The following is a 16,096-nucleotide window of genomic DNA, read 5'->3' on the forward strand; positions in this document are numbered from 1 at the left end:
ATTCCTCAAAATCGCAAGCTATAGATATCAATTCTCACTTTAATACATCCTTATTGGGATCTGGTGGAAATGCTGCATTTGACATTTCACCTCGTAACAGTTTATAGGCCTCATTCAATTGAATATCATCTTTAGGGTCTTTGGGAACAAAAGCAGCTGAACCAGATCCTTTATTACTTTCTCTTTTTCCTTTGATATGTCCTTTTAATGCAGACTCACCAACTTTTACATCATAACCTTTATATTTTTCAGGGAGTGGTTGCTCTACAATAATATCAGGCGTAATCCCTGTTCCTTGAATAGAAGTGCCTGATGGCGTGTAATAAAGTGCTGTTGTTAAGCGTAAAGCCCCATTTTCACCCAAAGGAATAATTGTTTGAACAGATCCTTTACCAAAAGACTGCGTCCCTAAAATTGTTGCACGACGATGATCTTGCAATGCACCCGCAACAATTTCAGAAGCACTTGCTGAACCACCATTAATAAGAACAATGAGCGGTTTTCCATTGATGACATCACCTGGCTTCGCATCAAATCTTGTCACATCACTCTTTTTGCGCCCACGAGTCGACACAATTTCACCCTTATTGAGAAAAGCACTCGAAACATTAACAGCTTGATCTAAAAGCCCACCCGGATTAAGCCGCAAATCAAGGACGTAACCTTTTAGCTTATCTTCAGGAATTTTAGATTGGATATCTTTAATTGCCGCTAGAAGATTATTTAATGTCTGTTCAGAAAACTGGATAACTCTTAAATATCCAATATCACCCTCAACCCGATATTTCACCGCTTTTACTTTGATAATATCACGAACAATCTTCACTTCAAATGGCTTATCAACGCCAGAACGAATAATTGTTAAGGTAATTGGTGTTCCAGGAGCACCTCGCATCTTATTAACAGCTTCATTCAATGTTTGACCATTCGTTTGTACATCATCAATTTTTGAAATAAGGTCTCCTGCTAGAATACCTGCTTTTGAAGCGGGAGTATCATCCATTGGTGAAACAACTTTAATTAAGTTTTTTTCCATAGTGACCTCAATACCAAGACCTCCGAACTCTCCTTTCGTAGAATCCCGCATATCCTTGGCTTCTTCAGCATTCAAATAAGATGAATGAGGGTCCAGTGATGTGAGCATGCCATTGATAGCGTTTTCAATAAGCTTTTTATCATCTGGAACTGTAACGTATTGCATACGCACACGCTCAAAAACATCGCCAAATATAGCTAGCTTTTTATATGCATTATCTTCATTATTCGCAGCAACAGACTGCACCATAATCATTGAACAGGCGCCGAGCAATACCCCAGCGACCAAAAGAATAACTTTACGAATCATTTTGGCTCCTTCTTATTTTTTCAGTCTGCCACCAAGGAGTTGGATTTACAGGTTTTCCCTGCTTTCTAAACTCAATGTAAAGCATTGGAGAAGTTTTTCCTATATCCAATGCAACACTGTTTGAAATAAATTGCATCTCCATTATACCCAGAGGCTCACCTGAAAGAACAAACTGCCCCTGTTTTACATTAATTCTCGACATTCCAGTAAGAATGATATGATAACCATTTCCAACATTGAGAATGATTAAATGTCCGTAAGAACGAAATGGCCCAGCAAAAGCAACAAAAGCATCTACAGGTGATATAACAACAGCTCCTGACTCTGTTTCTATCGTTTCACCAAAGCGCGTAATCTGCGAACTTTTATTAGAGTGACGTATTCTTTTTCCTGAAACAGGAAAAAGTAAAGAACCTTTTCGGCTTTCAAAATTGGACTGTTCTAACAATTGCAAACTTTTCCTTACCTGTACTGATGCATCAGAGCTAAATTTTGACTGGCGGTCGAGCTCTAAAATCAATTCTTCCAAAGACTGCGCTTTTTTAGCAAGAGCAATATTTTTTTGTTGCTGTTCTGTAAGTTCTTTTTCTGATTTTTTTTGTAGTTTGTTTTTTTGGTCTAATAAAAGCTCTAGACGTTTTCGCTGCTCTGCTTGATTTTGCAGTTTTGTCTTTAATGCCTTATATTCCGTAGTAATGGAATTACTCAAATTGGTCAACTCCTTGAGTTTTTCTGTTAAATCTCGCGTTTTCTCTTGCATCTGAGGAATAACAGTACCTAATAAAACGGAACTACGTATAGAAGCCAACGCGTCCTCTGGCTGTATCATAAGAGCAGGAGGCGGATTCAATCCCATACGCTCCAAAAGTGCAAGAACTTCCGCAAATTCAGCACGACGATTTTTTAAACTTTGATAGACTTGTACCCGCTTTTCTATCATTTTTTTAAGCTTTTCTTCCCTTTTAGCAATATCATCTGCTACTATACGTTCTTCTTTAGCCGCCTTTATGAGTGCATCACTCAAAACACGTTGATCTTTTTTTAAATGCTCAACTTGATGCATAAGAAAAGCAACACGCTCACGCGAAAGTGAAATATTTTGGCGAATTTCTCCTAATTCTTTATGGACTTCCGTACTCCTCATTGTATCTTCCGCATGCGATACAGAAAAGCAAAAAAATATACTCAAGAGCAGAATGACAAATATGACGCACTCCTCATATAAATATAGCATCTTTCTATGAAGAAGCTTTTTCATTTGCAAAAACCATGACACCTCATCGTATACATTAGAGATGCTTTAAATGGTGTCAGCTAAAACAATATTAATAAACATATAAATAAGTGCTAAAAATTGAACAAAAATATTAAAAACGATGATACGGATGATGATTTTCAATTGTTACAGCGCGGTAAAGTTGTTCTGTAAGAAGAATACGTGCAATTTGATGTGGCCACGTCATCAAACCAAAAGATAAAAGAAAATCAGCACGCTTCCTTATTTGTTCATTATGCCCATCAGGTCCTCCCAAAGCAATGACGACATCTCGAATGCCCTCATCACGATAACACCTCAATTTTTCAGAAAAAGAAATTGACGAAATCGATTCTCCACGCTCATCTAACACAATTAATCGACATTTTTCAGGTAAAAATTCAATAAGTTTTCTCCCCTCTTCCTCCATACGTTGATAAACTGTTTGAGCACGACTTTCTGGTATCTCTTGTAACTTTTTTAAATGAAAGCCTACATCTCCAGAAATTTTAGAAAAACGATCCAAATAATGCTGAACTAATTTTTGCTCCGCCCCACTTTTCATACGACCAACCGCAAAAATAGAAATTTGCATTTTAATGCTCTCCGAAGAGAAGCAAAGCCGTATCGTTTAAATCCGGCGTCATCCATATTTTTTCTAAATTATAAAAAAGACGAATTTCTGGACGAAAAAGATGAACGATAATATCACCTGTATCAATCAATACCCAGTCACCTCCAGCAAGCCCTTCTACACGCGCAAGCCCCTGCCCACTATCTTTCCAAGTATGCAATAAATGATCAGCAACAGACGATACATGACGCTGCGAATTTGCTGAAGCTATGACCATATAATCAGCCAAAGATGACTTCCCTCGAATATCAATAGCAACAATATCTTCTGCTTTTGTATCTTCTAAACTCTTGAGAATAACTTCAAGACTCTCACTAACAGAAAAAACTTTTTTTTCTTTTGAAGGCATAATATCGTAAGAGTGTTTGTGTGCAACGTTTTTCAGATCAATATCCTTTCTTATCGTTGTGGAATCTAAAAAAGAGACTTCTCTAAAGAGAAGCAGAATCTTATGAAATGTTCAAGAAAAATCATTCTTCTTCAAACGAAGGTTTGTTGAAGATTGAAAAGATAAAGGTCCATGCAAATAAGTCCAAACTGGTGGCTTGATAAAAGGTAATCGCTTACTTTCTCTCTCATCCAAACGAAAACGGCGATAAATATGTGCCATAGGAGAGGAAAGTGCTGACCGATTGCCTAAAGGACGATCAATAATCGCAATAGGAAGCATAGAGACGATATCATGCCATCGATACCAATGATGTATCGTCGCAAAACTATCTGCCCCCATAATCCATACAAAATTTACGCCACTGTAATGAGTAAGAATATGAAAAATCGTATCTACTGATACTTTGCTCCCTATAGCCTGTTCAAAACCTGTTAAGCGAATTTTTGGATGGTCAATAAATTTAAAACTTAATTGCATTCTCTCCTCTAAAGAGGGTAACTGTGTACAATCCTTTAAAGGATTTCCTGGAGAGATCATCCACCATAACTGATCAAGATGCAAACGCCGAATGGCAATTTTTGCAACAAGAAGATGCCCCGCATGCGGTGGATTAAAGGAACCACCAAAAAGACCCACAACATTAGATCTTTCAACATGTGGCATACAATTTTTCCATGGAAAAAATGGTGTTCTCAAGCTCTAACCTGACCATTTCCTTTAACGTGATATTGAAATGATGTTAGCTGTTCAACACCTATGGGACCACGTGCATGCATTTTTCCTGTTGCGATACCAATTTCCATTCCAAAACCAAATTCACCTCCATCAGCAAATTGTGTAGATGCATTGTGTAATAAAATAGCTGAATCTAAATGATTAAAAAAATTCTTCACCACTTCTAAATCCTCAGCAATAATCGATTCCGTATGTCCTGATGAATAACGCTTGATATGAGAAATGGCTCCCTCAACACCCTCAACCGTTTTAACAGAAAGAATAGCATCAAGATATTCATGCGACCAATCTTCTTCAGAAGCTAATTTGACATCTGGCATAAGAAAAACAATATCTTCTGTGGCACGAATTTCACACCCCTTTTCCTGTAAAGCAGTTAAAACAGGAAGAAATTTTTTTAATGCTTGGCCGTCAATGAGAACTGTCTCAACAGCACCGCATATCCCTGTTCGCCGCAGCTTTGCATTTAAAACAATATTGCGTGCCATATCTAAATCTGCCGATTTATCAATATAAATATGACAAAGTCCCTCCAAATGAGCAAAAATTGGAACACGTGCATCAGACTGAACGCGGGCAACAAGGCTCTTTCCACCACGTGGTACGATCACATCAATCGCTCCATCCAATCCTTTGAGCATTTCCCCAACGGCAGCACGATCTGTCGTTCCAACCATTTGGATGGCATCTTTAGGTAAACCAGAGCGCTCTAAACCTTGTACCAAAGCTAAATGAAGAGCATGAGAAGAATGAAAGCTATCCGAACCACCGCGCAAAATCGCAGCATTGCCAGCTTTTAAGCACAAAGCACTCGCATCAACTGTAACATTTGGACGACTTTCATAAATAATGCCAATCACACCAAGAGGTGTTCGTACACGACTTATATGAAGCCCATTTGGACGCGTCCATTCATCCATCACTTGCCCAACAGGATCAGATAAACGAGTAACTTGGCGAACACTATCTATCATTGCACGTAAACGCAAATCATCTAATTTTAGCCGATCAATCATTGCAGCTTTCAAATTATTCTGAGCAGCATTCTCTAAATCTTGACAATTCGCCCGTAAAATTTCATCTGACTGAGCCTCTAGACTTAAAGCGATCATTTCTAATGCATTGTTCTTTTGCTCAGAAGAAGCAACGGCCAACGCTGCAGCGGCATAGCGTGCTTTTTGTCCCATATCTTTCATTTGTTCTTCTAAAGTCATCGTAACATCCACTCTGCCAAAACAATAAAAACAAAAGTAACTTTTTTAAACAGTATTGGTCAAGCAACGTACAATCATATCATTACGATGCACCATAGCAGAGCGCGCCTCATACCCAAGAATAGCTTCGATTTCTTCACTTTTATGTCCTATAATGCGTACAGCCTCATCTTTGTCATAGCTTACAAGTCCACGCGCAATCTCAACTCCATCTGTACCAACAATTGCAACCGTATCCCCACGCTGGAAATTTCCCTCAACGCCAATAACCCCTGCAGCTAATAATGATTTTCCTGATTCAAGAGCCCTAATGGCTCCTTGATCAATCGTCAAAACACCAGATGGATCTAAATGACCAGAAATCCATGTTTTCCAAGCATTGACAGATTTCTTACTTGCCGCAAAAAAACTCTTGCGTTCACCTTTGTCAATTGCAGCAAGGGGATTCATACGCTTGCCTGAGGTGATAATCATCGCCGTTCCAGCAGCATTAGCTATTTTTCCGGCTTCAAGCTTAGTCTTCATTCCTCCCCGTGAAAACTCTGAAGCAGCAACATCTGCCATTTTTTCGATATCATGCGTAATGGATGCAACAAAAGGTATAAATTCAGCCGTAGGATCACTATGGGGAGACTTTGTATAAAGACCATCAATATCGGATAAAAGTATTAAAAGATCTGCCCTCACCATTGTTGCCACACGTGCAGCTAAACGATCATTATCACCATAACGAATTTCAGTTGTTGCAACAGTATCATTCTCATTAATAACAGGCACAGCTCCCAAATATAAAAGCATCTCAATCGTTGCACGTGCATTGAGATAACGCCTTCGCTCCTCCGTATCAAATAAAGTGAGCAAAATTTGGCCTGTTTTGAGCCCATGTTGAGCAAGCGCATCACCATAGGTTTTTGCTAACTCAATTTGCCCCAAAGCAGCACATGCCTGACTTTCTTCCAATTTCAAAGTCCCCTTAGGAAGCTGTAGCAATGTCCTTCCTAAAGCAATAGCGCCTGAAGACACCAATAATATCTCTACGCCTTTTTTATGCAATTCAACAACATCATTGATCAAGCTTTTAAGCCACTCAACCCGTAAACCTGCCTGAGGATCAACCAAAAGGGCAGATCCAATCTTGACTACAATACGTTTATAGTGTGTAAGTTTTTGCGATCCAACAGCCATCTCAATCAACCTTGCTATCCCCACTGATCTCCTCTTTGCGTGACATTTCAATAATATGTGCACCAGCACGCAGCACATTTTCTAAACCTTCGCGGCTAACCGCAGAAAACATCATAACAGGTTGATCCGTTACTTTTTGCAAAGCTTCCCGTTTAGCTTCACGCTCTTCAATCGTTAGCGTATCTATCTGGCTTAAAGCAACAATTTCAGTTTTATCACTTAGATTATTTCCATATGCCTCAAGTTCATGACGCACAATTTGATATGCTTTTGCAACATCTTCTTCTTGAGAAGAAATTAGATGAAGCAGTACGCGACAACGTTCCACATGTCCTAAAAAACGATCTCCAATTCCCACACCTTCATGCGCTCCTTCAATTAATCCTGGAATATCAGCCAAAACAAATTCACGACCATCAATACGTACAACACCAAGATGAGGATGTAGAGTGGTAAAAGGATAATCTGCAACTTTTGGTTTTGCAGCCGTTACAGAAGCTAAAAAAGTTGATTTTCCAGCATTTGGTAAACCAACAAGCCCCGCATCAGCAATTAACTTCAAACGAAGCCATATTGCACGCTCTTCTCCAGCCAAACCTGGATTTGCACGACGCGGTGCCCGATTTGTCGATGTTGTAAAGTGAAGATTGCCAAAACCGCCATTCCCTCCTTTTGCAAGGCGATAGCGCTGTCCCACTTCCGTTAAATCACAGATTAACGTTGTATTATCTTCTTCAAAAATTTGCGTCCCAACCGGAACTTTAAGGATGACATCATTACCCTTCTCACCCGTCATATTACGCCCCTTGCCATGCCCCCCTGTTTTTGCTTTAAAATGCTGTTGGTAGCGATAATCAATCAGCGTGTTAAGCCCATCAACAACAAGAGCCCAAACATCACCACCCCGTCCTCCATTCCCCCCATCAGGTCCCCCAAATTCTATGAATTTTTCACGACGAAATGATACTGCTCCAGAACCTCCATTACCAGAACGAATATAAACTTTAGCTTGATCAAGAAATTTCATTGGAAACACTCATTGAGGAATCAATCTCTTTACCTCTATAGGCAATACATTAATTTTACCAGTTTTTCATCATTGATAACAGAAAAACTGTCACTATCGCCGATAACTCTTTGAGAAAAAAATCATCACATCTAAATAGGTTAAGTAAAGTTAAGTCTTCTTAAAAGAAGGCGCTATTCTTGTATTTTTGTTTTTCCCTTAAATTCAAGTGCTAGAAGATAAAGCTCTACTGATTCTGATCGGCTTGCGGGTGGTTTAACATGATAGACTTTTTTAAAATGCTGTTTTAGTATCGTAAGAAGAGTGTTTTCTGCTCCTCCTTGAAAAGCCTTTGCTAAAAAATGTCCCCCAGGCTTAAGAACCGAAAGAGCAAAATCAGCCGCAACTTCACATAAATAAATCGTTCTTAAATGATCCGTCTGACGATGACCTGTTGTTGGCGCTGCCATATCAGAAAGAACCACATCCGGTTTTGTCCCTAAAGTTTCAATTAATTTCTGCGGTGCATCTGTATGCAAAAAATCCATTTCCAACATGGCAACTCTAGGTAATGGATCAACATGTAAATAATCAATACCAACAACGCTAGGATCTTCATCACTTGACCCTACTATACGCTCAACCACCTGACACCAGCCCCCAGGTGCTGCTCCTAGATCAATAACCTTTTGACCTTTTTTCAAAAACCTATAGCGCTCATTAATTTCAATGAGTTTATAAGCCGCACGCGAACGATAACCATCTACTTTTGATTGATGGACATAAGGATCATTCAGATGCCTCTCTAACCATCGTCGTGATGAAGCTTTAATGGTTCCTGCTTTCTTTTTTACGCGCTGATATAATTCATGTGACCCTGAACCTCCATAGCCACCTCTTGGTGTTTTTGTTGTTTTTTTCATCGTTATTCATTGTCTCCATATTTAATTCTCTAACGCTTGAAATCTCTGCTCTTTCTATGACGACACCATACTCCATCGCGTAACATCAGCTCTATCAAAATTCCTTCCCTTAATCCACGATCAGCAACTCTTAAACGCTGACTTGGCCAAACTTCCCGAATAACATCTAAAATTGCACAACCAGCTAAAACTAAATCTGCTCTCTCGCGTCCAATAAAAGGACTTATGACACGTTTTTCTATATCCCATGATAATAGGCGTTGTGTCATAAGTGTAATGTCTGCATCATTCATCCAAATGCCATCCACTTTTTTCCTATCATAACGCTCTAAATTAAGATACATTCCTGCTAAAGTCGTAACCGTACCGGAGGTTCCCAAAAGATGAAACTTCGAACCTTGTGCTAACTCTCCTAATTTATGACGATCTGAAAAATTATTTAATAACCCTCGCACATAGCTTTTCATTTTTTCAAAATCGTCTAAGCTAATATCATTCCCTCCAAAACGTTCAGCAAGCGTAACAACACCAACAGGAAGAGAAGTCCAAGCGATAATTTGTCGAGCTAAACGAAAAGAACGCTTTTGAGAAACATCCAGTAGCACAATTTCTGATGATCCTCCTCCGATATCAAAAAGCACAATTGCGTCAGTATTTGGTTCAACAAGTGTACTACACCCTGTAACAGCAAAACGCGCTTCTGTTTGCCGATCAACAATTTCCAATTCAAGACCTGTCTCCTCCAAAACACGCTGAATAAAATGTCTACCATTTTCTGCAGAACGACAAGCTTCCGTTGCAATCAAGCGATAACGCTTAATATGCCTTTGTTTTAGCTTTAAATGACAAATCTTTAATGCTTCAATCGCACGATCCATAGCTTGTGTATTAAGAAAACCGTTATTTATTAAACCTTCTCCCAATCGTACAATACGAGAAAAAGCATCAACAACACGAAAATATCCAGGTTTACTGGGAGATGCGATAAGAAGACGACAATTATTTGTTCCGAGATCAAGTGCCGCATAAAGAGGTGGAGATTTTACTGGATGGAACCGTCGAAGAAAAGGTGCTTTGAGTTTTTTTGTTTTTTGAGTACCTATCATTATCTGGTTATGAAACTCAAAAGCTGTCTCAGATTGAACAAAAACCTGTTTCTGTTCATAATGTTTTTTTCTCTGTTGTCTCTTTATATCAACAAGGACAGAGTATGCCTCTGTTCGTGACAATGCAGAAAGATTATTTGTATTACTACCGCACTGATCATACAACTGATCTGCTTTGGTATCGTATATTTCTCCTCGCTTTAACTCTTTTGAACCATAATTTAACGGGGTCATGTCCCTTATCCCTTGAGCGTTCCCCCAATAAATAAACGCGAAAACTCTTCTGCTCATTCCTAAATAAAGCAATAATGCAGCATCAAATGATATATACAAGAAATCATTCTTTCTTTTTCTATCATTAAAATTTTCTACACTAACATCATTCAGATTTTTGTATAATCTTTCGGTTGTTTCCGTGAAATCATGCATCTCTTTATGAACTTAAAACTATAAATTAATCGTTTACGTTCACATCAATTTTTATAAATTATGCTCTTTTCTTGATACCATTCACACGGAGCACACCTCTATTGTAACAAACCTACACTATCATACTATTTGCTGACTCTTAAGGTTACAACAACCTATACATTAGTACGGTTTATAAGAAAAAATTTTTTTAATCTCGTTATCCACACACGAGCTTCGTCTGTTATATGCGATGAAATGGCTTTGATTATGCTGGAATAAAAGTTCTGTAGTACCACAAAATGCAATTACAATAGCTGTTATTTTGTGAATACCAATAAAAACCATCATTCAAAAAAATCTCTAGAATTATAAATTTATCTGAAAAATATTAATGCATAATCAGACCGCTTTAAAAATCCATTTGAAGCTTAAAAAAAGAATTTAGTCTACTCATTATTGTAAGGAATAAATCGAGTATTTCTCATCTTTTTTACTTTTAATAACTAACGAAATCATTCTTTAAGCATTACGGGAAACACTAACTTGATTTTCTATTACATATAAAGAACTTACTGTGACTTTATATTCATAAAACTCTCACTCTTTCCAACAAATCACCTCGATATCATATTATATAAAACTTCTTACTTATTTGACCTTATAATTTACACTCAGAAATATAATACAACAATTTATGGAAAAATGACTCTTGTTAAAAATACTCGATGGATTCTAAGGACGGAAAGAATTAAGTGCTGCATTTAACCCTTTAAATGGTACAGTAAAAGAAAATACCTTACCTTCTTTAGTTTTATAGGAAATACGTACCTTATTGTTCTGCTCTATTTGTTTAGTCAAAACCGGCCCTACAGGTGATTGTGCCAAACAAACCGTTTCATTACATTGCGTATAATTAATAAGAACAGGTTTTTTAACATCTTTTACAAACATTTGAATCGGAACATTTATATCAGAATTTGGCAATGTTCGAAAAAGCATCACTGCTTGACCACTTGTCGTAGAAACAAGAGACCAACTAAAAATGGTATTTCCTTCTTGATCATGAACCGTCTGTGTTACATTACATATACCTTGCTTATGTTTAAGCTTTTGTTTTTCGTCACAAATCAAAGTCCAATCATAAAACTGCATAATAATTCGACGTGTTTCGCCAGGTTCTCCCTTAGGTATCGATAAGTGCGGTGGATGCACTGTATAAATATTATTGTTCTCGTTGGCAAAGCTTTCGCTCTTGCCTATTAAGGCAAGAGCAAACAGCAGAACCTTTACTAACATACTTCTCGTTTTTACAATAACAGCCATTTTTTCTATTATCATCTCAACCTCAGAGTAATTCCAGCGCCTATTCCCCAATGACCTCCAGCACTTGTCACAGATACATTCGAGCGAATATTTCCATCTTCAGATGTATAACCAGCACCAATAGCAAGTGCAGATTGACTGCGCCATAAACCACTCCCAAATGAAACACTTAAAGATCCTGGTATATCATAGTAACGTAAGTTGGACACCGCTAGACCAATAGCAGCAGCTTGTCTTGCTTCTTTCCGAACATCCTGAATAGCATAATTCAATGTCTCAAACTTCATATCCGTATAGGATTTCGACTCGTTTACACCATCATTGACAAGACCACTAACTTTCTCATCCGTATACTTATTGGCATCTTCAAGAACTATCTTCATCTGCTCTTCAGTATAATCATGTAACTGACCACCATTAACAGCTTGCTGAGAACCTGTTTCAATCTTGCCTGCCGCTACATTGTCTATCATAACAGGTTCGCTGTCATTGCCTCCTACTAACGTAATACTATTGGTCTTTTTCCCATCACTATCTTTATCATAGTTAACAACGCCATCTGTTACGGCTACTTCAATATCTTTCACATGTTGATCTATCGTATCTACTTTGTCTTCAACCTCTTTTACCCTCTCATTCGTGCTCCAAAGCTGACCACCATTAACAACTTCTTGCGAGCCTTCTTCTATCTTACCATCCAATACATTCGTAATCTTACTCGACTTACCATCATGCTTCGCATCATACGCACCTTCTTTTTCATTCCAATTCAAACCATTGCTCGCCACATTCTTCTCAACATCATGAATACGCTCGTTGATACTCGTCATACCGTCACTGACACCATCAAAAGCTCCTGCTACATCATGATAGATCTGCTTTTCTGACGAACTACCATCAGAATTGAATTGCGCAACCTTGAATTCCGGAGCCCTCCATTCGCCACCTTCATAGCTAGCTCCCCCTCCTAAATACATCGCTAGCGTCTGATGCAAGGAATAAAGCTGAGAACCATTCACCGCTTCCGTCGAGCCTTCAGAAAGTGTTCCAGCTTTCACGCCAGAGAGACTACGTGTATCACCATTCATGTTTGCAATTGTGATTGCACTACCCTCTTTTTCACCACCTATCTTGATTACCTTCGTAGCATCATCCTGCTTAACAAGACTATCTCCTACAACTTTATTAATCTCATTCTGAAGCTCTTTATGAATATTCGTGAATGAATCACCAACACCAGCAAAGGCAGACGCAACATCATCATAGCTCTGCTCTTCAACGGCACTACCATCTTCTTTGACGATCTTAACTTTGAAACTTGGAGCACTCCATTCGCCACCTTCATAGCTAGCTCCTCCTCCTAAATACATCGCCAGCGTCTGATTCAAGGAATAAAGCTGAGAACCATTCACTGCTTCCGTCGAGCCTTCAGAAAGTGTTCCAGCTTTCACGCCAGAGAGACTACGTGTATCACCATTCATGTTTGAAATTGTGATTGCACTACCCTCTTTTTCATCACCTATCTTGATTACCTTCGTAGCATCATCCTGCTTAACAAGACTATTTCCTACAACTTTATTAATCTCATTCTGAAGCTCTTTGTGAATATTCGTGAATGAATTCCCTACACCAGCAAACGCTTTAGCAACATCATCATAACTTTGCTCTTCAACAGCACTGCCATCTTCTTTGACGATCTTAACTTTGAAGCTTGGAGCACTCCATTGACCTTCCTTATATTCAGCGCCACCACCTAAATAACTTGCAACAGTCTTATTCGTATCAAAAAGCTGAGAACCATTGACCGCCTCACTCGATGCTTCCGAAAGCGTTCCTGATTTCACACCGGAAAGAGTCCGTGCGGCACCATCAATATTCGAAAGCTTAACTTCTGTACCACTCTTTTCACCCCCGACACTAATAGCATGTGTCTTTTCATCTTGTTTAACAAGACTATCTCCCACAACTTGGTTAATCTCATTCTTAAGCTCTTTGTGAATATTCGTGAATGAATTCCCTACACCAGCAAATGCTTTAGCAACATCATCATAACTTTGCTCTTCAACAGCACTGCCATCTTCTTTGACGATCTTAACTTTGAAGCTTGGAGCACTCCAATGACCTTCTTTATATTCAGCGCCACCACCTAAATAACTTGCAACAGTCTTATTCGTATCAAAAAGCTGAGAACCATTGACCGCTTCACTTGAGCTTGCAGAAACCTCTCCATTGGAAAGAAACTTAATTTTACTGTTGCCTTTCTCATCACCCTTTCTATGTGTTGCTACAAACGCCTTTTCAGAATCACTCCACAACAACGCATTCTGCTTAATATTTTCAGTAACCTCCGTGTTGTTTTGAGTAAACTCTTTGTAAAGATTCTCAAAAGAGCTTCCTACCCCTGCAAAGGCTTGCGCTACATCATCATAGCTCTGCTCTTCAACCTTGCTACCATCCTCATTGACAGTCTTAAATTTGAAACTTGGAGCCTTCCAAATTCCATTCTCATAACCAGCATCACCGCCTAAAGACTGCGCAACATTGCTTCCCAAAGCATAAAGCTGAGAACCCGTTACCGCATCACTTGAGTTTACAGAAACCTCTCCATTCGCAAGTAACGTGATCTTGCTGTTTTTCTTGTCACCATCAGTTCCATGTGTCGCAACAAATGCGTGATCATTATCACTCCATAACAACGCATTCTGCTTAATATTTTCAGAAATCTCATTCGTATTTTCTGTAATCTCTTCATGAAGCTTTGTGAATGAATGATCAACACCAGTAAATGCATCCGCTACACTTTGATAACTCTTATCCTGCACTGTGTAGGTCGGTGCTACACCTTTAAACACATCGGCTCCACCACCTAAGTACTTCGAAGTATTATCAGAAACTGTTTTTAGATTATTCGTTACTGTCGTAACATTCTGATTGGTCGTAAAAAGTTGCGAACCATTCACTGCTTCTGTCGAAGCCTCTGCAAGTTCTCCTGCTTTTACACCTGTGAGAGTCCGTGCCGCACCATCAGTGTTTACAAACGTAACTTTCGTACCGCTCTTTTCACCTCCAACCGCAATAACACGTGTCTTCTCATCTTGCTTAACAAGACTATCACCCACAACTTGGTTAATCTCATTCTTAAGCTCTTTATGAATATTCGTGAAAGAACTACCAACTCCAGCAAACGCTTCCGCTACTGTTTTATAGCTCTGTTCCTCAACCTTATCGCCATCAGCACTCACTGTATTAACCTTGAAGCTTGGAGAAACCCACTTGCCTTCTTTATATTCAGCACCACCACCAAAATAGCTCGCTAACGTATTATTCATCGAATAAAGCTGAGATCCATTCACAGCATCGGTCGATATTTCTGTAAGTGCTCCTGCTTTTACGCCTGTGAGGGTCCGCTCGGCATCACCACTATTGGCAATGTTAATGCTTGTACCGCCTTTTTCTGCACCTATCTTTATCACTTTGCTATCAGCATCCTGCTTAACAAGGCTATCACTCACCACATTGTTAATGTGATTGTTAATATCCGTGACGGCATTCGTCACTTTATTGTGAAGATTGGTGAAAGATGTACCAACACCTGCAAAGGCTTGCGCTACATCATCATAGCTCTTCTCTTCAAGATTATCGCCAGCAGCATTCACTGTATTAACTTTGAAGTTTGGAGCAATCCACTTGCCTTCTTTATATTCAGCGCCACCACCAAAATAGTTCGCTAACGTATTATTCATCGAATAAAGTTGACCACCTGTTACTGCATCCGTGGAACCAGAAGCAATATTACCATCCAAAATGTGGGTAATCTTGCTCGCTGTTCTTTTTCTGCCTTCCCCATGAAGAGCACTAAAGGCACTCTCTTCCTTGCTCCACGATAAAGAATCCTGTGCAACGCCCTCTGAGACTTCTTTAATACGTTGGTTTACATTCTTGATATTCGTATCAAGACCTGTAAACGCAGAGCCAACATCTTTAAACTCTGTTGTCTCTACCTGACCATGAGCATTAACCTGGGATAATTGATAAGTTGGGCCTGTAAAGCTACCTTCTTTAAAGGCTGTATCCCCACCTAAGAACTGTGCAACATCTTGAGAAATGGTATGAATCTGACCGCCTGTAACCACATCATGTGACTTTTCCGCAATCTGACCATCCGCAACATTATGCAAAGCAACAGCAGCTGCATTTTGGCCTTTTCCAAAGGTCACGCTCGTATAATCAATTTTACCATCCTTCTTATCGTAAAGAACAACGGCTGAATCATCTGACTGAAGACTGTTAGAAAGATCCTTCAAACCTTTATCAAATTGCTCTTTATTAACCGCTTCATTATCCTTTGTTGCTTCACCAACACCTGAAAGTGTCCGATCCGTACCAGTCTTGTTGGCTATGTTGATTTCACTGCCTTCTACTTCTTTACCAATAGTGATAACTTTTGTCTTTTCATCCTGCTTCGCAAGGCTATCACTGACAACATTAGTTACATCATTATGAACATTCGTAACAGAACTACTAATATCAGAAAGTGCTTCCGCTACACTCTTATAGCTTTCTTCACC

12 protein-coding genes are annotated in these 16,096 nt (G+C 39.1%); all 12 read right to left on the reverse strand.

What is annotated here, in order from left to right; genetic code table 11:
- Positions 1–34: 34 nt before the first annotated feature.
- Entirely contained in the window at positions 35–1,345 is a 1,311-nt protein-coding gene (locus ACFINM_RS00460) for a S41 family peptidase (protein WP_375621160.1), read from the reverse strand.
- Positions 1,335–2,579, reverse strand: a complete 1,245-nt coding sequence (locus tag ACFINM_RS00465) for a murein hydrolase activator EnvC family protein (RefSeq protein ID WP_375630013.1) — start codon at positions 2,577–2,579, stop codon at positions 1,335–1,337. Before ACFINM_RS00465 ends, ACFINM_RS00460 begins: the two co-directional genes overlap by 11 nt.
- Positions 2,580–2,712: 133 nt before the next feature.
- Positions 2,713–3,195, reverse strand: a complete 483-nt coding sequence (rlmH, locus tag ACFINM_RS00470) for a 23S rRNA (pseudouridine(1915)-N(3))-methyltransferase RlmH (protein ID WP_375621159.1) — start codon at positions 3,193–3,195, stop codon at positions 2,713–2,715.
- A gap of 1 nt (position 3,196) precedes the next feature.
- Positions 3,197–3,583 (reverse strand): ribosome silencing factor, encoded by a 387-nt coding sequence (gene rsfS, locus ACFINM_RS00475; protein ID WP_375621158.1) that lies wholly within the window; start codon positions 3,581–3,583, stop codon positions 3,197–3,199.
- Between the two features lie 111 nt (positions 3,584–3,694).
- Positions 3,695–4,288 carry a nicotinate-nucleotide adenylyltransferase gene (locus ACFINM_RS00480; RefSeq protein WP_375639532.1) on the reverse strand — a complete coding sequence of 198 codons (594 nt, stop codon included), beginning with the start codon at positions 4,286–4,288 and terminating at the stop codon, positions 3,695–3,697.
- 29 nt (positions 4,289–4,317) lie between these two features.
- The gene (locus tag ACFINM_RS00485; RefSeq protein ID WP_375621156.1) at positions 4,318–5,574 is read right to left on the reverse strand and encodes a glutamate-5-semialdehyde dehydrogenase; all 1,257 of its coding nucleotides are present in this window, start codon (positions 5,572–5,574) and stop codon (positions 4,318–4,320) included.
- A 45-nt stretch (positions 5,575–5,619) separates the two neighbouring features.
- Positions 5,620–6,759 (reverse strand): glutamate 5-kinase, encoded by a 1,140-nt coding sequence (proB, locus tag ACFINM_RS00490; protein WP_375639535.1) that lies wholly within the window; start codon positions 6,757–6,759, stop codon positions 5,620–5,622.
- A 1-nt stretch (position 6,760) separates the two neighbouring features.
- Positions 6,761–7,786, reverse strand: a complete 1,026-nt coding sequence (gene obgE / locus ACFINM_RS00495) for a GTPase ObgE (RefSeq protein WP_375639538.1) — start codon at positions 7,784–7,786, stop codon at positions 6,761–6,763.
- 173 nt (positions 7,787–7,959) lie between these two features.
- Positions 7,960–8,688 (reverse strand): RlmE family RNA methyltransferase, encoded by a 729-nt coding sequence (locus ACFINM_RS00500; protein ID WP_375629986.1) that lies wholly within the window; start codon positions 8,686–8,688, stop codon positions 7,960–7,962.
- Positions 8,689–8,717: 29 nt separating this feature from the next.
- Positions 8,718–10,028: a Ppx/GppA phosphatase family protein gene (locus ACFINM_RS00505; protein WP_375629985.1), complete on the reverse strand. Its 1,311-nt coding sequence runs from the start codon at positions 10,026–10,028 to the stop codon at positions 8,718–8,720.
- A gap of 909 nt (positions 10,029–10,937) precedes the next feature.
- On the reverse strand, positions 10,938–11,543 hold the full coding sequence (locus ACFINM_RS00510; RefSeq protein ID WP_273790643.1) for an invasion associated locus B family protein: 606 nt from the start codon (positions 11,541–11,543) through the stop codon (positions 10,938–10,940).
- Positions 11,540–16,096 (reverse strand): Vomp family autotransporter (locus ACFINM_RS00515; RefSeq protein WP_375639542.1); only part of this gene is annotated, 4,557 nt, incomplete at its 5' end. The genes ACFINM_RS00515 and ACFINM_RS00510, both read right to left, overlap by 4 nt.

The sequence above is a fragment of the Bartonella sp. AA168HLJHH genome (assembly GCF_042197365.1).
In the GTDB taxonomy this organism is placed as follows: Bacteria; Pseudomonadota; Alphaproteobacteria; order Rhizobiales; family Rhizobiaceae; genus Bartonella.